Genomic DNA, 23,195 nt, shown 5'->3' on the forward strand with positions numbered 1-23,195 from the left:
ATTGCCGAGGTTATTTCTCTGAAAATTGAAGAATTCATAATTGCGTGGAAAGAAATAAAGAGAGTCGCTGTTTTTACCAAAAAGAACGGTAGTCCGTTGACAAGGCAGAGGGTCTGGGGAATCATTAAAGACTGGAAAAGAAAGCTGGATATTCAGGAGAAGATTACTCCACATATGTTAAGACATACTTTTGCGACTTTGCTTTTAGAGAACGATATTGATTTGAGGTTTATCCAGGAAATGCTTGGACATAGCAATATTTCAACAACAGAGATTTATACTGCTGTGAATACTGGCAGATTGCATGATGTATATAGAAAGGCACACCCTAGAGCATGATAGAAACTATTTTTTATTGTTATTTGCCAATACAATGCGTGGGAAAAAGATAGTTAGATAAATATGATAATAGTGATAATCAGAATTATAGTGTTAATAATTTCCGTTATGTTGCATGAGTTGGCTCATGGTTTTACTGCATATTTGTTTGGGGATGATACAGCTAAACAAGCTGGCAGGCTAACTTTAAATCCTTTGAAACATTTAGACCCTTTTGGCTCAATTTTTTTGCCTATGATTTTAGCTGTAACAAAAAGTCCAGTTATGTTTGGGTGGGCAAAGCCAGTTCCTATTAATATGAGTAAGATTAAGAACTCGAAACAAAATGTTGCTATAATTTCTGTAGCTGGTCCATTGGTCAATATTATATTAGTAATTGTCGGAGTGATAGGTTTACATTTTCTGAGAGCGACAATATTAGCAAAGTATGGCCAAGATGTATACAAGGTTTATTTTATGATAAGCGAAACAGCTAAGCTACAACTAATTTCTGCTGATTTTTTTGTCTTTGTAGGATTAGAGTTTTTGATTCAATTTGTATTTATTAATACTGCTTTAGCTGTTTTTAATTTGGTTCCGATTCCTCCGTTAGATGGGAGTAGGTTGTTGTATCCTTTGTTAGGACAACGCCAAGAACAAATTTTTGCAAGTTTAGAAAAATACGGCATTTTAATTATATTTTTACTTTTATATTTTCATGTCTTAGACCCAATTTTTAATTTTGTCTTTAAGATACTGCTTAAGTTGATACTTTGATTTACATTCGGCGAACCATTGAACCACTGAACTAATGAATCGTTTTTATGATATACTTTCTTTTGAGGTGATTGTATGAAAAATAAATATGAAATAGTTATAGTCGGTGCTGGTCCTGCTGGTCTTAGTGCTGCAATCTACGCTGCAAGAACGACTAGAAGTGTTCTTGTTATAGAAAGAGCAATGGTTGGCGGTCAGCAAAGTATGACTGAACATCTTGAAAATTATCCAGGTACAGGCAAGGAACCAGTTTCTGGTGTTGCTTTAGCTGAAAAGATGCAAGCACAAGCTGAGGCACAAGGAGCTGAGTTTATGTTTGATGAAGTTAAGGCCATTGAAAGTAGTGGTGATAAAAAAATTGTAAAAACAGCTTATAGTGGAGAGATAGAAGCGGATGCTGTTATCTTGGCTACAGGCAGAAGTCCAAGAAAATTAAACATTAAAGGTGAAGAAAACTTTATTGGCAAAGGTGTATCTTTTTGTGCTACTTGCGATGGAGCTTTTTATAAAGATAAAAAGATTGCTGTTATTGGTGGTGGGAATGCTGCTTTTGAGGAGGCTCAATACTTAACAAAGTTTGCTAAAGAGATATTTTTGATTCATAGAAGAAATGAGTTTAGAGCAGAGAAAATAGTTATCGAGAGAGTGAAGAGTAATCCTAAAATAAAAATTATGACTCCTTTTATTGTTAGCTCTATTGAAGGTGAAAGCAAAGTTCAAGGAGTTGTTATAAAAAACATCGAGAATGGTAAAGAACAAAATATTGAAGTAGACGGAGTTTTTGTGTATGTTGGTAGCAACCCTAATACTGAAGTATTTAAAGACCTTGTGACTATTGATAAACAAGGATATGTTGTTGCTGATGAAAGAATGAGAACAATCAGCCCAGGTATCTTAGCCGCTGGAGACATGTTGAATAAGCATGTTTGGCAAGTAGTCACGGCTGTGTCAGATGGTGCGATTTCAGCAATTTCAGCTGATGAATATTTAAGTAAACTGGAGATAAAGGAATGAAAATGATCATAGCAATAGGTAATGATCACGCTGGAGTAGAGATGAAGCAAGCACTGTCAACTTATATCACAGAAAAAATTGGACATGAGATTTTAAATATTGGCACAGATACTGAAGATTCAGTAGATTATCCTTATTTTGGTAGAAAAGTTGCTCAGCTAGTAGCGGATGGAAAAGCAGATAAAGGGATTGTGATTTGTGGAACGGGTATAGGCATTTCTATTTCTGCCAATAAAGTAAAAGGGATTAGGGCTTCTTTGTGTAAAGATGAGTATACTGCAGAAATGACAAGAAAGCATAATGATGCGAATGTATTAGCTTTAGGCGCTAGAGTAACTTCTATTGATGACGCTATTAAAATTGTAGAGGTATGGTTAACAACTGCGTTTGAAGGTGGCAGACATCAACGAAGAGTCGAATTAATTGAATAGTCCCCTCTAAGTCTCCACTAAAAGGGAAGACTCATTCCTGTATAACTTGATTTGTTAAGAAAAAAAGATAAAACCTATCTTTCAGTCGATGCATTGAGCTTGTCGAAATGAGAAGGTGCTGATAGTTTTAGTAATTAAAAATAATATTGTATCTTTTAGCGGGTGAGGTTATCCTTCGCTAATTGATTTCATTTCCAAGAGTTCGTTTACAATTTCTTCGGAAGCACCTAATAGTTTCATTAACTTGATTTCTGATTCAAAACTAAGCATATTTTTTTCGAACTCCATTGTCTTCCTCCTTGAATATTATATAAAGATAGTCTTGCCCATTAAATTATAATTTAAACATAGACCATAAAAATCAGATTGATTTATCCTGTATTGCAGAATGAATGGATATGTTTTAAAATGTACAGACGATTTATGGCGATGTAGCTCAGTTGGTTAGAGCACACGGCTCATACCCGTGTTGTCGTTGGTTCGAGCCCGACCATCGCTACCATAATCTATTTCCAGTTTTTAATAACAAAGGTATGATACATATATGAGAATAATATTAATAATATTAGTAAGTTCATTATTGTTTGCATCTCAAGTCTTTTTTTCTCCTGATGGAGGAACCAGAGAGCAATTAATCAAGCTTATTCAATCTACAACGGGGAATGTTGACATTGCTATTTATAGCTTTACGTCTAAAGAGTTGGCTTTGGCACTTTTAAGTGAGCAGAAGAAAGGCAGAAAAATTCGTTTAATAGCTGATAGGGGACAAGGAGAGGGCAAATATAGTGTCCTTAGTTTATTACGAGCGAGCATTCCTGTGAAATATCTTCCTGTAACTAATAACAGGGGGATGATGCATAATAAGTTTATGATAATCAACAATAAGCATTTAGTTACTGGTTCATATAATTGGAGCACGAATGCCGAGAAGTATAATTATGAAAATTGTTTAATTTTGGAAGAGAAGGCACTTATTAGTAAGTTTAGTACGGAATTTAATAAGCTTTGGAGGGAAGCAGTTACTTATGATCAACTTCAGTGATTTAACTGAAATTTATCAAGAAATTGATTTAAGGTTGATAGATGCTCCTCGTTTATACATTTCTCATGAATTAAAAAATATAAAAAATTTACAAGAGAAGTCCTTTAAAGTGTTGGTTTCTGCGGTAATAAGTTTAAGAACAAAGGAAGCAGTTACTTGGAAAGTGTCTGAAAAAGTTTTTGCAAAGATAAAAAACTATCAACAACTAATGAACTATTCAAACAATGAATTAATGAACCTTCTCTATCCTTGTGGATTTTATAAAAGGAAAGCAGCGCAGTTACAGAAAATAGCTGAGATAATTATTTCAAAGCATCAGGGAGTTACCCCCAACAGCCTGGATGCTTTGCTAGAGCTACCAGGAGTTGGGCGCAAGGTGGCTAATTTGGTCATTACAGAGGTTTTTGATGAGGATGGCATATGTGTGGATATTCATGTCCACAGAATCGCCAATAGGTGGAGTTGGGTAAAAACTAAAAACGCAGACGAAACAGAGCTCAGATTAAGGGGGATATTGCCTCTAAAGTATTGGAAGACGATTAACCAATATTTAGTGCTATTTGGGCAAAACATTTGCTTGCCCCGTAATCCGAAATGTAGGGATTGTTTCTTGAATAACAAATGTCCTTCTTCGTCAGCACTTTAAGCTTTAAGCTTTAGGCTTTATACTTTAAGCATGTATTGTACGTATTGTGAAAAATTAGTCTCAGACAAAATGGCGGTTAGACGTCAATTCTGCCCATATTGTGGTAGAAAGTTGCATTGGTTTGGTATCCCAGATGTTGAACTTAGCAAACCCATCATGCAGGCTATCTTAAAAAGAAAGAATTTTTTAGTTAGGCAAAAACTAGAAGGTATTAAAGAGCATTATTTTAAACAAAGGGATGTTGATTTGGTTTTTATAGAAATCCAGGACTCATTACAAATTAACCCGAATAATATTAATGCTCGTTTTCAATTAGGCTTATATTATTATGAGAAGAAAAGGTTTGATAAAGCACAGGAAGAATTTTTGAATGTTTTGGAGCTAGACGAGTTTCATAAAGATTCTTTGTTTAACTTAGCGAATATTGAGGTAGAGAACGAAGCTTATGCTAAAGCTATTGAATATTGCAATAAGGTTTTAATGGTTGAACCTGAAAACATCAATGCCTTGTATAATAAAGCTGTAGGGCAATACTATTTGGGAGATTTTGATTCAGCCTTAGGTACGTTTAAGCTAATCTTAAATATTGACGAAGATAACGAAGCTGTCAAACAGGCTATCCAAGAACTCTCCTCAAAATTTAATTAGATAAAGAACCTATCACAATAACTTCCATATCAAAACATAGCAAAACTTAAATAAATGGGATTAATTTTTATATTACTCGATATTTTATAGTAAACATTTATTGGAAAAGGTTAAAAGAATGGAAAATAAATGAAAAACAAAGTAATCGCTTCAAATAATTTTAGTAATATTGGTCCACTTTTTGCCTATGCTGAAGATAAAACCAACTATTCGGAGCATACACAGGAGATGGAAACATTATTCTCTTATGATGAGTGGGCCGGTAGTTATCAGAGTTATCCTTCTGGAAAGATAACGGAAAGTTATTTGTCTAGATATAAGTGGGTCAAGGTGCAGCGTGCCTTGCTTCATAAGGTTTTATTTGGTAGCTATGTAGAAAATAAACTTACAATCAAAGAAATTAGAGAGATTGTTCCAAGACTGCAAAAGAGATTAGCTTTTGTTGTTGGTCGATTAAATTTTTTTGAAGGTAAAGATTTAACAGGTTTATCTTTAGATTCACATGATATTCGTGAGCTTAGAGATGAAAAAATGTCTTTAGAAAGAGAGATAGAAATTTTACGAAAAGATATAAGAGAAAGATATTCTAAAAGAATAATTGTTGTTTATGATGAGGAAGATTCATTAGTAGAAAAGAAAATAAAGAATGAACCAACATCAGACTCTATCAAACATGCCACGTCAGTTCATGGTAGAAATTCCAGAATAAAAATAAAAAATGCTGACGCAGAAAAAAGAAAGTATATTGCAGGTTTATTTTTAATTTCAGGTTTAAGAGGTAAACTTCCTTTATTAAATGAAGAGGGAAAAGAGCTCAGAAAAAGAGCCGAAGTTTTTAATGTTTTATCAACCTATACTTATTTTTTGAAGACAGGAAAAGGATTGTTGCCTTTTTCTTTGCTAAATGATGTTGCCGAATATTTATATTTGCATGATGAAAGTAAATGGGGAAATGTTATTAAGTTTAAGGTAATTCCTTCTCATGAAAGAATTGTTAATAACGAAATAGTCAGCGTAAAAGGAAGCATTAGTACCTATCCAATAATCCATGATGTAGAATAAAGATTTTTAGGTGTTGACATTTTTTTTAGGCATGATATCATTATATTTAAATATACAGATATGAGGTTTTTATGGATAAATGTGAAGAGTTAAGTGAAGTTTTGAAGGTTTTGGGTAACCCTGTAAGATTAAGGGTGCTAAAACAAATTTCAGGAGTGGAATGTTGTGTTTCTGAGATAGAACAAAAACTTAATTTACCACAATCCACTGTTTCTCAGCATCTTTCTGTGTTAAAAAGGATGGGTATTGTTAAACCGATTAGACAACATAAAGAGGTAACTTATATTTTGGTTAATGATTTTGTTAAGGATTTATTGGAGCTTTGTTGTAAATACAGTTGATTGCTTGCAATCTACTTTTTAGTTGGTTGCAAGAATATATTATAAGGAGGGAGATATATTATAGTAAACCATCTTTGACAGGCAATCTATTGAGTTTGTCTAAAGAGGAGAGTGTTAGTAAAAAACAATTTATAAAATCTGGCTAATTATGCCGGGAGAGCTAAAGGAGGAATAAAATGGTTGCACAAGTAACAGATAGTAATTTTAAGTCAGAGGTATTAGAGGTAAAGGATACGTTAGTGGTAGTAGATTTTTTCGCAGAATGGTGTGGACCTTGCAAAATGATGTCTCCAGCACTAGATCAAGTGTCCTTACAGTTAGGAGATTCAGCTAAAATAGTAAAACTTAATACTGATGAAAATCAGAATATGTCCGCACAGTATCAAATTACTGGGATTCCTTGTTTAATTGTGTTTAAAAATGGCAAGGAAATAGAACGTTTAGTTGGTTTTAGACCAGCCCCACAACTTTTGCAAGACATTAAGGGTTTGATGTAAAAATGTTTTATATTGCTTTTATAGCAATTGTTTCAGGGGTGCTTTCTTTTTTATCACCATGTGTGTTACCGTTAGCACCTCTGTATATAGCCTATTTCTCTGGAGCAGGAGATTTAACGCGGACAGAAAGTAAAGTTAATTTATATACTAACTTATTATCTTTTTTTATTGGATTTACTTTTGTTTATTTGGTCTTAGGATTATCAGTTAGTTTTTCTTTTGCTTTTTTACAAAAGCATTATTTATTTCGTGGGTTATTGGGGATTATTCTGATCTTGTTTGCTTTTCATTACTGGAAAATCATCAATTTGCCTTTTTTATATATGGATACTAGGAAGATGAAAGTAAAAGAATTTAATTTATTTTCTTCTTTGTTGTTTGGTATTTTATTCGCTTTTGGTTGGTCTCCTTGCATGGGGCCATTATTAGGAAATGTAATAGTTTTAGCTTCCAATAGTGCTGGATTATGGGGAAAGGTTTTTGTTTTGTTAATGTTTTGTTTAGGGATTATTATACCCTTTATATTAGTTGCCGTTATGTCCGTTGGATTAAGGAAAAAAGTACAGGGTTTAGTAAAGTATTCTAGGTATATTGAAGTTGTTTCTGGTGGTTTGTTGTTTGGTTTAGGGGTTTGGTTGTTGGTGTCGTAATAGAAATCAGTTTAGCTGGAGGAAATCATGAAAAAGTTAGTTTTATTAAGTTTAATTGTGTTGATGTTTAGTTATGCCTTTGGAAAAGAAGTGGAAAAAGTTCCAGATTTTTCTTTAAACGCTCTTGATGGTAAAGCAGTATCTCTAAGTTATTACACCAGTGATAAAGATGTAAGTTTTTTAGTGTTTTTTACTACTTGGTGTCCATGGTGTTCAAAACAAATGGAAACTTTTGAGGAAATGTTCCAAGAAAACTCGACTAAAAATCAATTTTTAGCAATTGGATTTGACAATGATGTTAAGAAGATTAAAAGTAAAATGAAAAGTCTAGGCATTACCTATCCAGTAGTTGTTGGTAATAATAAGATCGCAGGATATTTTAATGTTTCTGGAATACCAGTGACTGTTGTCATTGATAAGTCAGGTAAAGTTACTGACCAGGTTGTTGGGTTTAGAGACAAGAAGTATTTTGTTAATTATTTAAAGCAGTAGATTATTCTTGAGATCTCTCTAAGAGTTCCATATAAAAGGGGTTACTGCCTAATTTGTTGACTTCTTGATATGCTTGTAGTTGATATGTTGCAAAAAGAGCATCATCTTTATTTAGAACAAGATAGTTGGAAAGAATGTTCAACAGAAGGTTATCTATTTTAAGGCTGGTTTTGTCGTTTATATGGTTTCTTATAAAGTAACTCAACACTCTTCTTCTGTGATCCATATCATTTAAACAATCCGCAAGAACAGAATTGCCAGTCTTGAATGGCATTGTATTTTTTTTTGAACTATATCTTCTGGTTTTTAGTAAATTTTCGAAGAAGTTCATTATAAAATTTTCGGGGTTTCTCACTATGGTAATTCTTTCCTTTGATAAAAGGATGTTTGGGATATCTTTTGCTATGTGGAACTCATTATTTTCTTCGTACTCTAAGGTATTCGCTACTCCCTCACAAAACCTAAAGAATACTTTTCTTTCAGGATACGACCATATGTCATAATCTAAAATAATTGATAAGGTAGTACCATCAGGAGATTTACTAAAGGAATGTGCTTTAGTCTGAGTTTTAGCGACATCTTCAGAGGAGTATCTAGGATCTAATAGGATAGTGTCGTAAGATAATTCATCTTTGATAAAGATGGGGTTTAATAGTTCCTCTGCACTTTTATGAATAGGTTTGTCGAAAATAAGAACTACGTGAGTTTGAATATTGCCAGAAAATTCGTCTACTACAGGTTTGCAAATTACTTTGCCTTTTAGTTTTGGTTCAAGCATTTTCTGAAGTTCTTTAGGTGCATTACCTTCAAAAAGGCCGTTCAGCAGTTGTGACCTTCGACCAAGTGTCATGACATTTAGGAAAGAATTTTCGTCTTTAGTTAGTAAAATACCGTTTTCTTTTATAAATATTAAAAATTTTGTTTGCATTTCTTTAGCCAATAAAGGAAGAATTTCATTTATGTTAATAGGTGCAAAATAGCAAACTTGAAGCTCTGAAAAGGGTTCAGTTTTAAGCTTTTTTTGTTCTTCTAGGATTATTTGTTTTTTGTTTCTTTCGAAAGCTGTTGCCCTCTCTCTGATTTGGTCAGCTTCTTTTTTGTCTATCATAATCTCTATGTCTTCAATTATAGTTTTTGCACCGATAATTCTTTCCTTGAGCGTATCTGGGCTTTGGTTGAGCATTTTCATTGGTTTGTTGTCTAGCCAGATTAGACCATTTTTAACTTCAACTTTATTGTTTTTTTCAAGAGCATTTATGATTAGTTCTATGTAGTAGTTAGCATTATGTGCCCTAGCGATTATATTTAATCCAGCAATACCTTCGAATTCTTGTTCTCTGCGAACTTCTAACATGATTCCTTCATTATATAAGATTGTTAATATCTGATTTTGAGTTTCAACATTAATTTTATAAATTTCAAATAACTTCTTCATGGTTTGTGCTTGTGGTGAATGCAGCATACTCATTGACGATTTGAGGTCAGAACTGTCTCTTGCTTCATTATGGAAAATAGCGGTAGTTTTATCATTAGAGTCCGTGGCTATAGAGTGTTTGCTATTTTTTTGATTAAATTCTAAAAACAATAATCCTAGTGGCGAATTTACATCCAGCAGTATAGAGATGTTAGAGCTTCCAGATGTTTGAATTTGCTTTTTTTCTATTACTTTTCCCTCTTTGTTCTTTGCTGCTGGTATCTCAACGTAGGAGATACCATTACCTACTTCTATATTAGGAAATATCTCTTCGTGGGCAAAATCATGAGTAACCCCGCCATTTTGTATGGTATATACATTCAACATTCTTCCTTGTCTTGTGGGTTCATCGTTAATTAATTCTTTGATGGTAAATCTGGAACCGTAATTTTTGTCAACAAACTTGGTTTGGACCCAAAGATATCCACCTTGTGTCTCTCCAAAAATTTGATCAAAGTTAGTTTGGTATATTACAACATCAGAACACTTCAAAATAGAGGGTAAGGAGTGGAAGAGGTAATACAACATTATATCTTTTACTAATTCTATATTTTCGCTAATATTGCCATTGTTCACAGCTAAAGAAGAAGGAAGATAATGGATATTAAGATATTTGGTAAAGGCATAGAGAACTTCTTCTTCATTGCTTGCTTTTGCAAGTAACTGTAGCCCTTCTCTGTGCCACGTTAGTGTGTCTCTAAGTGTTTTTAATTCTTGAGAGCTGGTGTTTAAAGAACATATTTTGTATAGCATAATTCCCTTCTTATAGAATTTGTCTAAAAATAATCGAAGAACAAAGTAAAAAATTGCAATATGTTTACATGGTTTTTATGGCTTAATTGGTCTTTCTCTGTCCCACAATATTTGTAACAAATTTACGACGAAACTGGATAGTTCTTTTATAAAATTTTCGAAAGGATACTCAAAACCAATAAATTTAGCATTTAAAGCTCTGTAGATATCTTTACTTAAAGCAATGTCTTCAAGTATTCCTATTGTTGTTGGTTGTTCTAAGACCATAATTCTTTGAAGCATTGGAATATTTGTTGATAATCGTATATAAGATAGAGGATCTTGTTTGTAAGCATCTCCTAATTGATTTTCTAGTCTTGTCGCTGCTCCTTTTGCATAAGTTGGTATTAAGGCAAGAGGATTAATGAAAAACCCACTTAATTTGACATTTTTTGGTGCATTTCCCTTTTCTAATTGTAAATAGATAGCTAGTGCGTTTTCTTTTTCTGTTAAGTTATCGAGCCATTTGGCTAAATTTTTATTAAAAGCTATTACCTTATGATTCATATTTTTTCTCCTATTAAGTTATTTGCTAACAGGTTATCGTTTTATTTATAGAAAAATTTCAGTTATTTTTTCAAATGTTTGACGTTGATTGTATTGTAGTTTATTCTACATATAGCAAAGTTTAAGGAGTTTTAGGCAATGAATATTCTGATTATTGGTAGTGGCGGAAGAGAGCATGCTATAGCTTGGTCTTTAAAAAAAAGTAAAGAGATTCGCAGAATTTTCGTTTCTCCTGGTAATGGAGGAACTGCAGAAATTGCAGAGAATGTTGAGTTAGATTTAATGAATAGTCAGTCAATAATAGATTTTGCTAATCAAGAAAAAGTTGGGCTAGTTGTTATCGGACCAGAAGATCCTTTAGTTAATGGGCTGGCTGATGTTTTGATAGAGCAAGGACTTGCTGTTTTTGGCCCTCAAAAGAAGGGTGCTATTCTTGAAGGAAGCAAGTCTTATGCTAAGCGTTTTATGAAAAAATACAAGATTCCTACCGCTAATTATGAGGAATTTTCCGATTATAAGAAGGCTAGCAAATATTTAGTAGAGGCGGAGTATCCCTTGGTTCTTAAAGCTGACGGATTAGCCGCCGGCAAAGGAGTTATTATTGTTCATAGTCCCGAAGAGGCTCAGATAGCGTTGGACAAAATAATGAAAGACAAAGATTTCGGTTCAGCTGGGGACAAGCTCGTTGTTGAAGAGTTTTTAGAAGGCGAAGAAGCTTCTATTCTTGCTTTTGTAGATGCAAACACCATTGTTCCAATGGTTCCAGCTCAAGACCATAAGGCTATCTTTGATGGAGACAAAGGGCCAAATACAGGGGGAATGGGCACCTATTCGCCAGCACCGATTGTTGACGAGAAATTAATGAAGCTTTTTCAAACAGAAGTTCTAGATAGATTTATGATAGGTTTAAAAGGTGAAGGAATTGTCTATAGAGGTATTATTTTTATTGGGTTAATGATTAAAAATGGACAGCCAAAAGTTTTAGAATTTAATGTTCGTTTTGGTGACCCAGAAACGCAAGTAGTTTTGCCAAGATTAAAAACAGATTTGTATACTATTATGGCTGCTGTAGTTAAGGATAAGTTGTCTGAAGTTAAAATAGAGTGGAAGGATGAGTATGCGGTTTGTGTAGTAGTTGCTTCTGAAGGTTATCCAGATGCGTATCCTAAAGGTATAGAACTAACCAATCTTCAGCACGATGGCGTGCTGGTGTTTCATGCTGGGACCAAGTTAGTGAAAGGTAAAATCGTTAACTCAGGAGGTAGGGTGCTTGGTGTTACAGCCCTAAACAAAGATTTAAAGCTAGCTGTTGCCAAAGCATATTCAGCAGTAGAGAAAATTAATTTTGAGAAGAAGTATTATCGCCAGGATATAGCACAGAAAGCGTATAAATATTTATATAAGGAAGTGTAAAATGGAAAGAATTATTTTAGCTACGCATAATGAACATAAAACTAAAGAAGTTAGACATATTTTACAAGATTTAGGCATAGAAGTTCTTAGTTTAAAGGACCTTGGTTGGACAGAAGAGATAGTTGAGGATGGGCTTACTTTTTCTGATAATGCGGGAAGTAAAGTTAGTGCAGTTGCAAAAAAATATCCTCAAGAGTATATAATTGCTGACGATTCTGGCCTCGAGGTAGACATTCTTGATGGCGCTCCGGGTGTGCATTCTGCAAGATATGCAGGTAATGATAAAAGCAGTTTGGCCCTTTGTACTAAGTTAATTGAAGCTACTAAATTGTTTCCCTTTCAGGAAAGAACAGCTAGCTTTGTAACAGTACTTGCTTTTTATCAACCAACGGATAGGACAATCATGGCCTTTGAAGGTACTGTAAATGGATTAATTCTTGAGGAGATGCGCGGTAGTAACGGCTTTGGCTATGATCCAGTGTTTTATCTGCCAGAATTAATGAAAACTATGGCTGAACTTAGTTCAGAGGAGAAGGATAAATTAAGTCATAGACATAATGCTTTGGAGAAATTTAAGGCGTATGTTAAACGACACAATGTCTAAAATTCTTTTTCTTTCTAATGGACATGGAGAAGATTTGATTTCCTTTAGAATTTTAACTGAGTTACAAAAAATATTATCTGACGATAGCTTTTATGTTCTTCCAATGGTAGGTGAAGGTGGTGCTTTTTCAGCTCTTACGGGTATCAATATAATTGGTCCGCAGAAAGAGACTAGTTCTGGTGGTTTTGTCAAAAATATCTTGTCTTTAGTTAAGGATTTATCATCAGGCATTTTGTCGCTTCATTTTAAACAAATAAAAAATGCTTCTAAAATTAAATATGATTTGGTGGTTTGTGTAGGAGATTTTTTGCCGTTTATTCTTTCATATTTATTTTTAAAATATAAAAAAATTGTTTTTATATCTACAGCTAAATCAGATTTTTTTGAGCCTCATTTTTGGATAGAACGATATTTTTTCAAAAAATCTAAAACGAAAGTGCTGGCTAGAGATAGTGTTACAGCAGAAAATCTAGTAGCTCGGGGAGTCAATGCAGAATATTTTGGTAACGTGATGATGGATGGTTTTAAGATTAAGCGATTGCCAAAGACAGACCAAAATCAATTTATTGTAGGTGTTCTGCCTGGGAGCAGGAGAGAGGCATATATAAATTATAGTTTAATAAAAGAGGTTATTTTAAATCTTCCAGATGAATGGGTATACCAGGTAGCGGTTCCTAACAATTTGGATAAAAATAAGTTTCAAATAGAGGATAAAAAGGATTTTATTAAGATGGTTAAATTTGAAAACATGCTTAAGGAAGCTGATATCGTTTTAGGTTTAGCAGGTACGGCGAATGAGCAGGTAATAGGATTTGGAATTCCGCTTTTTACCTTTAGAGGTTATGGACCACAGACTACTAGAAAAAGATTTTTGGATCAAAAAAAATTGTTAGGTAATTTGCCTGAGTTTATTGACTCGCAAGACAGTGAAGTGATTGCTAAGCTAATTAAGCAGAAAGTTAAGGATAGAGATTTTTTTGAGCGAGTAAGAGTTGATGGTATTAAGGTTATGGGTAGTAGTGGGGCTGCCGAAAGAATATCAAAAGAACTTGCAGTTTTATTAAAAAGCTAGTTGTTATTTAAAATAACCATTTGTTGATTCAAATTTATGATAATATTTCCCAATACCTTCTTCCAATGTGTGAAAGTTTTGTGTAAAGCCAGCCGCACGTAGTTTAGTCGTGTCTGCTTGAGTATAAACTTGGTATTTGCCTTTTAATTGTTCTGGAAAAGGCGTATATATTAGTTTTGCTGACTTGTTAAGGGATTGAACGGTGTTTGCAATATCTAAGAAGCTTCTTGCTTTTCCAGTTCCACAGTTGTAGATGCCCTGTTTTCCGTTTTCATAAAAAAATAAATTAACTTTTACAACATCTTCAATAAAAATAAAGTCTCTTAAAAATCCTTCACTACCTTCAAATAATTTAATCTCTTCTTTGTTTTTTATTTGATTAAACATACGGTAGGCAACTGATGCCATTTTACCTTTATGATTTTCTTGATAGCCATAAACATTGAAATAACGAAGACCGAGTATTTGTGAATCTATGTTTTTTCTTTTTAATCTGACATTTCTCACAAAGTTATCAAAAGAAAATTTTGAGAAGGCATAAACATTTAGAGGATACTCGCACATTGGGTCTTCTTTGAATCCCTTGTCTCCATTACCGTAAATTGAAGCACTGGAAGCATATATCAGGTCAATGTCATTATTTAAGCTGAACAGTAGAAGTTCTTTTGAGTATTCATAATTGTTTCTCATCATATATTTGCCATCAGTTTCGGTTGTATCCGAACATGCTCCTTGATGAAATATTGTTCTGTAAGCTTTGAATTTATCTAGATTGGCAATGAAGTCTTGTTTATCAACATAATCGTAATATTTTAAGGAGTTTAAGTTTAAATGTTTTTCTGGGTTAGAAAGATTGTCTACAATAAGTATATCTGTAATGCCTTTATCATTTAGTCCTTTGACTATATTGCTACCAATAAATCCGGCTCCTCCAGTTACTATTATCATCTGCTTCTCCTTTACTATTTACTAATAATAGCCTTAGTTTGTAGAAATATAAAGATTTAGTTATGAAAATGTTTGGGGTTTGGTTAGTTGTACTAACTTTAAATTCATTCCCGAGTAGGCGGGAGTCTGTTCATTTATTAAAGGTGAACTTTTAGATTCTTTATATAAGGCCTCATCGCCGGCCTTATTAATCCGCTAGACACATGAAGCTTCAGAGCTTAGATAAAGTAACGCTTATTACACTAACGGACAAATTCGCCTGTCCTGGCTCAGTTGTCCTGAAAAATCGTCCTGATTTTTCTGCGTTCCATTCGCTAACATTATCTATAGCTCTTTTCGCACAGTGTCTTTAGTGTAATTAGAGGAGGTGGTGATAAATACATAGGAAGTGTTATAGTTATATTTGTAACCTATTGAATACAGCGTTTTATATTTAGTAATTTGGTTATTGGTTAATAAAATTAGTTGAAACTGGATTTAATAATGTTTTTTAAGTAATATTGTATGTATGTTGTTTTAAGGAGACTAGATTTTGATTAATTTAAAAATAGGAAAATTAGTTTTCGAAAATGTTGATTTATCAAAAGATCAATCTCATAAATTGAGAGGATATATTGGAGAAAAGTATAAAGAATATGACCTTGTACATAATCACGATACAGTAACAGGTAAAGAAATATATCGTTACCCATTATTTCAATTTAAAGTGATAGATAAGAAGCCCCATGTTATATCAATTGGTGAAAAACCATCAATAATTTTTAAAAAAATGTTTATGGATATTAAAAGTATTGAAATCCAAGGTAAAAATATTCCAATATATGAAAAACAATTGTGTTCTGATTTTTATTCTTTTGGTGAGTCCTTAAAAATGAATACTTATAAGTTTGTTTCTCCATGGATAGGTTTAAATCAAGATAATTATAAAAAGTATAATTTGGCATTAGATTACAATGATAAGAGAACGATCCTTAATAATTGTTTAATAGGAAACATTATTTCTGTTTGTAAGGGATTAGGGTATAGGGTTGAACAGCCAATAGTGTGTGAGAGCAGTTTAAGCTTAAATAAAGTGATACTAAAGGGGTTTGAGGTATTAGGTTTCTTAGGAACATTTAAAATCAATTTTGAATTACCTGATTATATTGGGATAGGGAAATCTGTTTCTCGAGGTTATGGGACAATAAAAAAATATGTATAAAATTTTAACGAGTAGGATAAATGTTAAAAAAACTTTATAAATTGGGTAAATACATTCCAGAGGAGTATTTTGAAGATAATCCTTTAGGTTTAAATATGTCGCACACTGGTGGGATGGTTTGCGTGATTCAGTTTAGTTTTAATAATGATGTTTTCTTATATGATAAAATTACCTATGAGGATTATGATGCTGCAAGAAATGAATATAGGTATTTGTTTGAAGAACTAGATAGTCCTAATAGTACACCTGCGTTCCCAACTTATCGTGTTAATAAAGCAGGGGATAAAAGTATTAAAGAGAAAACAATTTCTGCATTATCAAAAATAAAAAATTCTTTGAATTGTTATGAGCGCTTAAAACAAATAACAAATTGTATTGATGCCAACATCGAGGAATTAGTTTTGGATATATCGGAGAAGGTGGACTATAAAGAGTCTTTTTTGATTACATTAATGATAAATGGTCAGTATTTAGCAGAAATAGATGAGGTTAAGAATAAAGTGGTTAATCGGACTTCCGAGATTTATGCTAAATACTATTCTAATGATAAAAAATATGTGGGAGAACAAGCTGTGTGTTCTTTATGTATGCTGAAAAAAGATGAAGTATGGGGGTATGTGAGCCCTTACAATTTTTATGCTGTTAAGACTGAACAATCTGTTGTTTCAGGTGGATTTAATGTAAAAAATGCTTGGAAAAATTTCCCAGTATGTGAAGATTGTGCTAAAAAAATATTAAAATATAAAACCGCGATTAAGCAAAGACTTTCTTTTAACTTTTATGGATTCAATTACTTTTTAATACCAGAAGTAGTCTTAGATAAAGGTAATAATAAAGAATTTGTAGATGTTTTATTTAATGACCAATATGGGTTATTGAACTTAAGGAAATTAAAAGAGACCAATAAGTTAGAAGATGATTTGGTTGATATATTAAAAGAAACAAACAATTCAGCTAACTTTACTTTATTGTTTTATGAAGAGAATAATGCTGAATTTAAGATTGTTTTATCGATAGATGATGTGTTCCCTTCTAGATTTAACAGTATTTTTAGTGCTAGAGAATATTCAGAGAATAATTTATTGTTTAAAGATTTAACGTTTAAAGATGGGATAAAAGATTTGAAAATGAGCTTTGGAGTTATTAAACATTTTTTCCCGTCATCAAAAATAGAAGGAGATTTTTCTTCTTACTTTCTTGAAATTGTTAGGTCTATTTTTATAGTGAAAAAGGTTGATTATGACTTTGTAATTAATAGAATAATAACAAAATTAAGAAACAAATTTGTTAATGAAGAGTATCTATTCGTAGATTTATTAAATTCTATGCTTTTAATAAGATTTATGAACCATTTAAAGTTATGGAATAAAAAAGAATCAATAAAAGAAAGGGAGGTTGTCATGGACAGTAATAAGTACAATATTTTTTTAGATGAGCACAAAGAATTTTTTGATAATAATACAAAGAAGGCAATATTTTTAGAAGGAGTTCTTTGTCAATTTTTATTTAACATACAGTATTCAGAGAGGAATTCAACACCTTTCAAATCAAAGCTTAATGGATTGAAATTAGACGAGAAGTATATTAAAAAGCTTTTGCCTGAAATAATTAATAAACTAGAGGAGTATGATAAAAATTACTATAAAGATTTGGAAACTATTATTTCTAAATATATGTTGGAGTCAACATTTGATATGACTAATGATGAAATAAGTTTCTATTTTGTTATGGGAATGAATTTGGCAAAGGAATTTAGAAATGAAAAAGAAAAAAATGAGGAGGTAAACTAATATGACAGAATTAAAGAATAGATCAGAGTTATTGTTTTTATATGATATTAAAGATTGTAATCCAAATGGTGACCCGATGGATGAAAATAAGCCCAGAATTGATGAGGAGACTAGGATTAATATTGTTACTGATGTTAGATTAAAAAGAACTATTAGGGATTATATGTTCAATTATAAAGGATACAATGGGAATAACGGAAAAGATATTTTTTGTCGACAGACAGAATCAAAAAAAGAAAAAGGCGGACTAAATGATGGCAAAAGTCGTGCTGGAGATTTTGGCAAAGATAAAGTAGAAAAAGACAAGCGTATATTAACAGAATGTATTGATGTAAGACTTTTTGGTGGAGTTATCCCTTTAGATAAAGATTCAATAACATATACTGGTCCTGTACAATTTAAGATGGGACGGTCTTTGCATCAAGTTGACTTAGTTCATATAAAGGGAACAGGAGCTTTTGCTTCTCAAGAAGGAAAACATCAACAGGCATTTAGAGAGGAATATGTTTTGCCTTATTCTTTAATTGCTTTTTATGGTGTTATTAACGAAAATGCAGCAAAACATACGGGGCTTAGCGAAGAGGACACAGAAGAGTTATTGGAAGCCATGTGGAAAGGAACCAAGAATTTGCTTTCTCGTTCTAAAATGGGTCATAGTCCTAGACTGTTAGTAAGAGTTGTTTATAAAAAAGATAATTTTTTTATTGGGGAGTTAGATAAGTTGATTCGTTTAGATGCTCAATTATCTGATGAAAAATTACGAGATATTTCAGAAGTCAAAATTGATTTGCAAAATTTTTCTGATAAAGTCGTAAAAAATAAAGACAAAATCGAGAAAGTTATTGTTATAAAGGATGATAGATGCGTATTAAGTAACATTGATACTATAAAATCCTTAATAGAATACAAGAATTTTTAAAAGGAGTTAATGTGAATAATATTTTAATTTTTGATATTTGGGCTGATTATGCTCATATTAAAAAGATATTTACAACAATGTCACCTTTATCTTTTCCTTTTCCAGGTAGGACAGCGATTCAAGGTATTATTGGTGCAATTATTGGGGTGGATAAGAGTTTGAATCCAGAAAAGTTTATTGATGAGGATGTTTTGATTGGGTTAAGTTTATTATCTTCGATAAAAAAGGTTGTTATTCCTCATAATAATCTTAAGGTAACGTCCAAAATACATTTTAGTCACTATGAAGATCATAAACCTCAAAATGTAGAGTTTATTAAAGATCCTAAGTATAGAATCTATTTTGCTTGTAAGGATAAAAACGTGTATGAGGAGTTAAAAGTAAAACTAGAGAGTCATACATCAGTTTATACAATATCGCTTGGAATATCACAGACATTAGCTAATTATGAATATATTGGGGAGTATGGTTGTTTACAAAAAACATCGACAAACGAATTTTGTTTAATTAATAGTGTTTGTGATAAATCATCTGTTTTAGACATTGAATTTGGTGAATTAAAGATATTTACAGTGATTTTGCCAAATAGGATGAAGAATGATCGCGAAGTTATTGAGTATAAGGAGTTTATTTATGAATCAGACGGAAATCCTATAAAGATAAAAACAAATAAATATTATGAAGTAAGTAATGGTGAAAATATTATATTCTTATAAGCTTAGATCTCATCCAGATAAATTATTAAAAGACCATTTGGTGAATGTTCATGATATTGGGCTTAAAAAATATAAGCAATCTAGTTTAAATATTATTTCTGAAGATGTATTAAAAGCTATTTTATTGTTTCATGACTTTGGGAAATCTACTATTTATTTTCAAGATAAGATACAGGGGAAATCGATCCATAATGAAGTTCTGATGAGGCACAGTGAGGTGTCTGCATTGTTTTGCTTATATTATTTGTTGCAGAATGGTGCTGATGAACATGACGCTCTTTTAGCGTATTTAGCAATAAAAAAACATCACGGTAGTTTTGAGAATTTAACTGAGATGCTTAGTGTTTCTGAAGACATAGACGATCGTTTAGAAAGAATTGTTAGTAATATTAATTATGATGAAATTAAGGAAATTTATAATCCATATTTTAATAATTCAATTATTGATAAAAAATTATTTGTTGAATGGAATCAGGAATTTAGGTTAAGTAAGTTAAGAAGAAATCTTGAGAAGAAATTAATTGGATATAATCTAGTGTTTTATAATAAATTAAACCTGTATTTTTCTTTACTGGTATATGCAGATAAACAAGATTGTATTTTTAATAGAGAATTGTTAGGAGACAACGAAACTTACCTAAATTATCTTTGTGTCGATGAATTCAAAAAGAGAGTTTTTAAAGATTCATCAGATATAGACAAGATAAGGGATGATGCTTATAAAGAGGTTGAAAATAATTTAGATGTTACCACTAGAATTATGTCGATTAATCTTCCTACAGGGATTGGCAAAACGCTTACGGCATTTAATGCTGCGTTGAAATTGCTAAAAATGGATTGTAGTTTAAAGAAAATTATTTATTGTTTGCCTTTTACCTCTGTAATAGATCAAAATTCCAGTGTTTTTGAAAAAGTATTACAAACAGACGATCCAAGCATTATTACAACTCAACATCATTTGACAGAAATTAATACAAAAAAATATGAAAAAAGTAATAGTTACGAGGTAACAGATAATCAAGCAGAGTTTTTGATAGAAACATGGCATAGCAACATTATAATAACAACTTTTTACCAATTACTTCATACAATGCTTTCAGGTCTTAACCGGCAACTTAAAAAGTACAATAATCTTGCAAATTCCATTATTATTTTGGATGAAGTTCAATCAATTCCAAGAAAGTATTGGGATTTAGTAAGGCGGGTATTTACAGAGACAGCGGATCTATTAAACATGAAGATTATTCTCGTGACCGCAACAATGCCTTTAATTTTTTCTGAAGATAATAAAGAAATAAAAGAATTAGCCATATCAAAACATAGATTTTTTAAGTCATTGAACCGTATAGTCCTTGATGTTTCGAGCATAACAGAAAAAATTAAAATAGAAGATTTTTGTAAAGAAATTATTTCTGAAATTGAGCACTCAGACAAGAGTTACCTGTTTATTTTAAATACAGTGAATAGTTCTTTGGTTGTGTATAATTTTTTGAAGGATTTTGATTTAAATCCTTTGTACTTATCGTCAAACGTTATCCCAGATGAGAGGCTAAATAGAATAAATCAAATAAGGCATAATACTAAAAGGCAAATTGTTGTATCAACACAAGTTGTAGAGGCTGGTGTAGATATTGATTTTGATGTTGTTTATCGAGATATTGCTCCTCTTGATTCTATTTTTCAGGCATGCGGAAGATGTAATAGAAATGGTAAGTTAGAAAAGGGTTATGTGCGTATTGTTGAATTAGTATCCGATACTGGAAATAGTTATGCAAAATATGTTTATGATTTAGTTTCATTAAATAAAACAAAAGATATTTTAGTAAACAAAAAGCAGATAGAAGAGAAAGATTTTTTTGAGCTTTCACATGAGTATTATAAAGAGATGAAAAGCATAGCAGAGACCTCAACAAGCTTAGAAATATATAATAGTATGTCTCTATTAAAGTATACAGATGCTTTTTGTGGTAAGGATGGATTTGAGTTAATAAAGCAAGAATATAAGACGGTACCTGTATTTATTCAGGTTAATTCTGTGTCACAGGAGTTATTAACTGAATATTATTTATTGTTAAAATGCTTGTCAGCTAATAACAATAGCTTTGAGAACAAGGTGAAAATTAAAAATCATTTTATCAAAATGCAGAAGTATATGCTAAGCATACCTCTTAGGTATTTGCCTGACTATAAAGATGAAAATTTTATCATTATTAATTCAAGTCAAATCCCTAATCAGTACAACTTGGAAACTGGTTTTGTTCGTTCACCAAGGATGGAAGATTATTTTATTTAATAAAACTAAGGTAAGAGGAGTAAATAAATGAATAAAGGTAAAATTTATATTTTTAAGATTTCTTTAAAAAACAGTGACCCGTTAATTTGGAGGCGAGTGAAAGTGCCCAGTTATTTTACGTTAGGTGATTTTCATGAGGTTATTCAAATTGTAATGCCTTGGGCTGATTGTCATATGCATGTCTTTAAGGTTAAAGGAAAAACATATACTAATTTAGAATATGAGTCAATGGAGAATGATCTTGATGAGGATTTATTTGAGCTGGTTGATATCTTGAAAGAAGGTGATACCTTTGACTATATTTATGATTTTGGCGATGGATGGAGACACAATGTTAAGGTTGAAGAATTAGTATCCCCAGAGAAGAAGGAAATTTACCCAATATGTGTAGAAGGAGAATTTGCAGCACCACAGGAAAACAGTGGAGGACTACATAGCTATTACGAAAAACTTGAGATTTTAAAAAACAAAAATCATCCTGAATATGAAGAAATTTCAAGTTGGTGTGAAGCAGGACTTGATCCTGAATTTTTTGACTTGCAAGACGCTAATGACGTCTTAGATAGTTACAAATAAATGGAGCTTACAATTACTACATATGGTTCATATTTACATGTGAAAGATGGTTGTTTTGAAGTCAAAGTAGATGAGACAAAAGCTCAATTTTCAGTAAAAAAAATATCTTCTATTCACATAGCTACAAAAGCTTCTTTGTCTACAGACGCGATAAAACTTGCGTTAGACAATAATATAGATATTGTTTTTCTTGATGACTATAAAGGAGCATATGCTAGAGTTTGGTTTCCGAAAATAGGCTCAACAGTCAAAATCAGAAGAAGACAATTGGAAATAAGTGATAAGAAAGAAGGTTTCGATTTATCAAAAGAGTGGATGTTAATAAAAATTGATAATCAAGTGTCTTTTTTGAGGGAACTAGGTTATAAGAGACCTGCAAAGGAGTTATATTTCAAAGACAGTATTGCGTATATTTTGGAGTTACGTAAAAGCATAGATTTGTTGATTTTTGATGAGAACATTATACCTTCAATAATGGGATATGAGGGAAACATCAGTAAGAAGTATTTTGAGGTTCTAAGTATGATTATGCCTAAAGGATTCGAGTTCAATGGTAGAAGCAGACAGCCTGCATTGGATAAATTTAATTGTATGCTTAATTATAGTTATAGTGTTATTTATTCTATGGTGGAGAAAGCATGTATCATTGCTGGACTTGATCCTTATATAGGATTTGTTCATGCAGATAATTATAACAAAAAGTCATTAGTATTTGATATTATTGAGTTGTTTAGGGTATATGCAGACATTCCTGTGACTCATTTATGTACTTGCAAAAGAATGAATGTGGATTGTTTTGAGCAATTAGATGGAGGAGGCGTGATTTTAAATAAGCAAGGGAAAAAAGAATTGCTGGTGCAGTTTTATAATCATCTTGATGAAAAAATTAGACATCGGAATAGACAGGTCTCTAGGAAAACAGCTATTCAGCTGGAATGTCACCATGTCGCTCAGACAATATTAAATGGATGA

At 32.0% G+C, this 23,195-nt stretch carries 25 protein-coding genes and 1 tRNA gene; 23 read left to right on the forward strand and 3 right to left on the reverse strand.

What is annotated here, in order from left to right; genetic code table 11:
• The 13 genes from PHF25_00505 to PHF25_00565 all read left to right on the forward strand — a co-directional run.
• A partial coding sequence (locus PHF25_00505; protein MDD4526499.1) for a tyrosine-type recombinase/integrase occupies positions 1–339 on the forward strand: 339 nt, incomplete at its 5' end.
• Between the two features lie 63 nt (positions 340–402).
• Positions 403–1,095, forward strand: a complete 693-nt coding sequence (locus tag PHF25_00510) for a site-2 protease family protein (protein ID MDD4526500.1) — start codon at positions 403–405, stop codon at positions 1,093–1,095.
• Between the two features lie 75 nt (positions 1,096–1,170).
• Entirely contained in the window at positions 1,171–2,109 is a 939-nt protein-coding gene (trxB, locus tag PHF25_00515) for a thioredoxin-disulfide reductase (GenBank protein ID MDD4526501.1), read from the forward strand.
• Between the two features lie 2 nt (positions 2,110–2,111).
• Positions 2,112–2,540, forward strand: a complete 429-nt coding sequence (gene rpiB / locus PHF25_00520) for a ribose 5-phosphate isomerase B (GenBank protein ID MDD4526502.1) — start codon at positions 2,112–2,114, stop codon at positions 2,538–2,540.
• Positions 2,541–2,965: 425 nt separating this feature from the next.
• A tRNA-Met gene (locus PHF25_00525) sits at positions 2,966–3,042 on the forward strand.
• Between the two features lie 42 nt (positions 3,043–3,084).
• Positions 3,085–3,582, forward strand: coding sequence for a phospholipase D-like domain-containing protein (locus PHF25_00530; protein MDD4526503.1), 498 nt, complete (start codon positions 3,085–3,087; stop codon positions 3,580–3,582).
• On the forward strand, positions 3,566–4,228 hold the full coding sequence (locus PHF25_00535) for an endonuclease III (protein MDD4526504.1): 663 nt from the start codon (positions 3,566–3,568) through the stop codon (positions 4,226–4,228). The genes PHF25_00530 and PHF25_00535 overlap by 17 nt, the downstream gene beginning before the upstream one ends.
• A gap of 30 nt (positions 4,229–4,258) precedes the next feature.
• On the forward strand, positions 4,259–4,876 hold the full coding sequence (locus PHF25_00540) for a tetratricopeptide repeat protein (protein ID MDD4526505.1): 618 nt from the start codon (positions 4,259–4,261) through the stop codon (positions 4,874–4,876).
• Positions 4,877–5,005: 129 nt separating this feature from the next.
• On the forward strand, positions 5,006–5,938 hold the full coding sequence (locus tag PHF25_00545; GenBank protein MDD4526506.1) for a hypothetical protein: 933 nt from the start codon (positions 5,006–5,008) through the stop codon (positions 5,936–5,938).
• 71 nt (positions 5,939–6,009) lie between these two features.
• On the forward strand, positions 6,010–6,279 hold the full coding sequence (locus PHF25_00550; protein ID MDD4526507.1) for a metalloregulator ArsR/SmtB family transcription factor: 270 nt from the start codon (positions 6,010–6,012) through the stop codon (positions 6,277–6,279).
• A gap of 176 nt (positions 6,280–6,455) precedes the next feature.
• Positions 6,456–6,776, forward strand: coding sequence for a thioredoxin (trxA, locus tag PHF25_00555; GenBank protein MDD4526508.1), 321 nt, complete (start codon positions 6,456–6,458; stop codon positions 6,774–6,776).
• A 2-nt stretch (positions 6,777–6,778) separates the two neighbouring features.
• On the forward strand, positions 6,779–7,426 hold the full coding sequence (locus PHF25_00560) for a cytochrome c biogenesis CcdA family protein (GenBank protein ID MDD4526509.1): 648 nt from the start codon (positions 6,779–6,781) through the stop codon (positions 7,424–7,426).
• Positions 7,427–7,453: 27 nt separating this feature from the next.
• Positions 7,454–7,918 carry a TlpA disulfide reductase family protein gene (locus tag PHF25_00565; protein ID MDD4526510.1) on the forward strand — a complete coding sequence of 155 codons (465 nt, stop codon included), beginning with the start codon at positions 7,454–7,456 and terminating at the stop codon, positions 7,916–7,918.
• A 1-nt stretch (position 7,919) separates the two neighbouring features.
• Here PHF25_00565 and PHF25_00570 read toward each other — a convergent pair whose 3' ends face one another.
• Positions 7,920–10,145, reverse strand: a complete 2,226-nt coding sequence (locus PHF25_00570) for a hypothetical protein (protein MDD4526511.1) — start codon at positions 10,143–10,145, stop codon at positions 7,920–7,922.
• A 75-nt stretch (positions 10,146–10,220) separates the two neighbouring features.
• Complete coding sequence (locus PHF25_00575; GenBank protein MDD4526512.1) at positions 10,221–10,691, reverse strand: hypothetical protein; 471 nt, start codon at positions 10,689–10,691, stop codon at positions 10,221–10,223.
• 138 nt (positions 10,692–10,829) lie between these two features.
• On the opposite strand from PHF25_00575, the gene purD reads away from it, so the two are divergent.
• From purD to PHF25_00590, 3 genes are read left to right on the forward strand one after another with little or no spacing between them, the layout of a single operon-like run.
• Complete coding sequence (purD, locus tag PHF25_00580; GenBank protein ID MDD4526513.1) at positions 10,830–12,104, forward strand: phosphoribosylamine--glycine ligase; 1,275 nt, start codon at positions 10,830–10,832, stop codon at positions 12,102–12,104.
• 1 nt (position 12,105) lies between these two features.
• Complete coding sequence (gene rdgB / locus PHF25_00585) at positions 12,106–12,708, forward strand: RdgB/HAM1 family non-canonical purine NTP pyrophosphatase (GenBank protein ID MDD4526514.1); 603 nt, start codon at positions 12,106–12,108, stop codon at positions 12,706–12,708.
• Complete coding sequence (locus tag PHF25_00590) at positions 12,686–13,780, forward strand: hypothetical protein (protein MDD4526515.1); 1,095 nt, start codon at positions 12,686–12,688, stop codon at positions 13,778–13,780. The genes rdgB and PHF25_00590 overlap by 23 nt, the downstream gene beginning before the upstream one ends.
• A gap of 3 nt (positions 13,781–13,783) precedes the next feature.
• Here the strand turns inward: PHF25_00590 and rfaD are convergent, their stop codons facing one another.
• Positions 13,784–14,728: an ADP-glyceromanno-heptose 6-epimerase gene (gene rfaD / locus PHF25_00595; protein ID MDD4526516.1), complete on the reverse strand. Its 945-nt coding sequence runs from the start codon at positions 14,726–14,728 to the stop codon at positions 13,784–13,786.
• A 532-nt stretch (positions 14,729–15,260) separates the two neighbouring features.
• On the opposite strand from rfaD, the gene PHF25_00600 reads away from it, so the two are divergent.
• From PHF25_00600 to cas1, 7 genes are read left to right on the forward strand one after another with little or no spacing between them, the layout of a single operon-like run.
• Complete coding sequence (locus tag PHF25_00600) at positions 15,261–15,929, forward strand: CRISPR-associated endonuclease Cas6 (GenBank protein MDD4526517.1); 669 nt, start codon at positions 15,261–15,263, stop codon at positions 15,927–15,929.
• Between the two features lie 20 nt (positions 15,930–15,949).
• Positions 15,950–17,719, forward strand: coding sequence for a TIGR02556 family CRISPR-associated protein (locus PHF25_00605; protein ID MDD4526518.1), 1,770 nt, complete (start codon positions 15,950–15,952; stop codon positions 17,717–17,719).
• A gap of 1 nt (position 17,720) precedes the next feature.
• Positions 17,721–18,638: a type I-B CRISPR-associated protein Cas7/Csh2 gene (gene cas7b, locus PHF25_00610; GenBank protein MDD4526519.1), complete on the forward strand. Its 918-nt coding sequence runs from the start codon at positions 17,721–17,723 to the stop codon at positions 18,636–18,638.
• An 11-nt stretch (positions 18,639–18,649) separates the two neighbouring features.
• Entirely contained in the window at positions 18,650–19,354 is a 705-nt protein-coding gene (gene cas5b / locus PHF25_00615) for a type I-B CRISPR-associated protein Cas5b (GenBank protein ID MDD4526520.1), read from the forward strand.
• Positions 19,329–21,647 carry a CRISPR-associated helicase Cas3' gene (cas3, locus tag PHF25_00620; protein MDD4526521.1) on the forward strand — a complete coding sequence of 773 codons (2,319 nt, stop codon included), beginning with the start codon at positions 19,329–19,331 and terminating at the stop codon, positions 21,645–21,647. Before cas5b ends, cas3 begins: the two co-directional genes overlap by 26 nt.
• Before the next feature lie 27 nt (positions 21,648–21,674).
• Positions 21,675–22,223 carry a plasmid pRiA4b ORF-3 family protein gene (locus tag PHF25_00625; protein ID MDD4526522.1) on the forward strand — a complete coding sequence of 183 codons (549 nt, stop codon included), beginning with the start codon at positions 21,675–21,677 and terminating at the stop codon, positions 22,221–22,223.
• Complete coding sequence (gene cas1 / locus PHF25_00630) at positions 22,224–23,195, forward strand: CRISPR-associated endonuclease Cas1 (GenBank protein MDD4526523.1); 972 nt, start codon at positions 22,224–22,226, stop codon at positions 23,193–23,195.

The organism is Candidatus Margulisiibacteriota bacterium (assembly GCA_028706105.1).
Classification (GTDB): domain Bacteria; phylum Margulisbacteria; class Riflemargulisbacteria; order GWF2-35-9; family DYQY01; genus DYQY01.

What these genes read in the sequence shown, in the direction of transcription:
- PHF25_00510 (MDD4526500.1), top strand. Translation starts at nt 403, where the DNA reads ATGATAATAGTGATAATCAGAATTATAGTGTTAATAATTTCCGTTATG.
- trxB (MDD4526501.1), top strand. Translation starts at nt 1,171, where the DNA reads ATGAAAAATAAATATGAAATAGTTATAGTCGGTGCTGGTCCTGCTGGT.
- rpiB (MDD4526502.1), top strand. Translation starts at nt 2,112, where the DNA reads ATGATCATAGCAATAGGTAATGATCACGCTGGAGTAGAGATGAAGCAA.
- PHF25_00530 (MDD4526503.1), top strand. Translation starts at nt 3,085, where the DNA reads ATGAGAATAATATTAATAATATTAGTAAGTTCATTATTGTTTGCATCT.
- PHF25_00535 (MDD4526504.1), top strand. Translation starts at nt 3,566, where the DNA reads ATGATCAACTTCAGTGATTTAACTGAAATTTATCAAGAAATTGATTTA.
- PHF25_00540 (MDD4526505.1), top strand. Translation starts at nt 4,259, where the DNA reads ATGTATTGTACGTATTGTGAAAAATTAGTCTCAGACAAAATGGCGGTT.
- PHF25_00545 (MDD4526506.1), top strand. Translation starts at nt 5,006, where the DNA reads ATGAAAAACAAAGTAATCGCTTCAAATAATTTTAGTAATATTGGTCCA.
- PHF25_00550 (MDD4526507.1), top strand. Translation starts at nt 6,010, where the DNA reads ATGGATAAATGTGAAGAGTTAAGTGAAGTTTTGAAGGTTTTGGGTAAC.
- trxA (MDD4526508.1), top strand. Translation starts at nt 6,456, where the DNA reads ATGGTTGCACAAGTAACAGATAGTAATTTTAAGTCAGAGGTATTAGAG.
- PHF25_00560 (MDD4526509.1), top strand. Translation starts at nt 6,779, where the DNA reads ATGTTTTATATTGCTTTTATAGCAATTGTTTCAGGGGTGCTTTCTTTT.
- PHF25_00565 (MDD4526510.1), top strand. Translation starts at nt 7,454, where the DNA reads ATGAAAAAGTTAGTTTTATTAAGTTTAATTGTGTTGATGTTTAGTTAT.
- PHF25_00570 (MDD4526511.1), bottom strand. Translation starts at nt 10,145, where the DNA reads ATGCTATACAAAATATGTTCTTTAAACACCAGCTCTCAAGAATTAAAA.
- PHF25_00575 (MDD4526512.1), bottom strand. Translation starts at nt 10,691, where the DNA reads ATGAATCATAAGGTAATAGCTTTTAATAAAAATTTAGCCAAATGGCTC.
- purD (MDD4526513.1), top strand. Translation starts at nt 10,830, where the DNA reads ATGAATATTCTGATTATTGGTAGTGGCGGAAGAGAGCATGCTATAGCT.
- rdgB (MDD4526514.1), top strand. Translation starts at nt 12,106, where the DNA reads ATGGAAAGAATTATTTTAGCTACGCATAATGAACATAAAACTAAAGAA.
- PHF25_00590 (MDD4526515.1), top strand. Translation starts at nt 12,686, where the DNA reads ATGTTAAACGACACAATGTCTAAAATTCTTTTTCTTTCTAATGGACAT.
- rfaD (MDD4526516.1), bottom strand. Translation starts at nt 14,728, where the DNA reads ATGATAATAGTAACTGGAGGAGCCGGATTTATTGGTAGCAATATAGTC.
- PHF25_00605 (MDD4526518.1), top strand. Translation starts at nt 15,950, where the DNA reads ATGTTAAAAAAACTTTATAAATTGGGTAAATACATTCCAGAGGAGTAT.
- cas7b (MDD4526519.1), top strand. Translation starts at nt 17,721, where the DNA reads ATGACAGAATTAAAGAATAGATCAGAGTTATTGTTTTTATATGATATT.
- cas3 (MDD4526521.1), top strand. Translation starts at nt 19,329, where the DNA reads ATGGTGAAAATATTATATTCTTATAAGCTTAGATCTCATCCAGATAAA.
- PHF25_00625 (MDD4526522.1), top strand. Translation starts at nt 21,675, where the DNA reads ATGAATAAAGGTAAAATTTATATTTTTAAGATTTCTTTAAAAAACAGT.
- cas1 (MDD4526523.1), top strand. Translation starts at nt 22,224, where the DNA reads ATGGAGCTTACAATTACTACATATGGTTCATATTTACATGTGAAAGAT.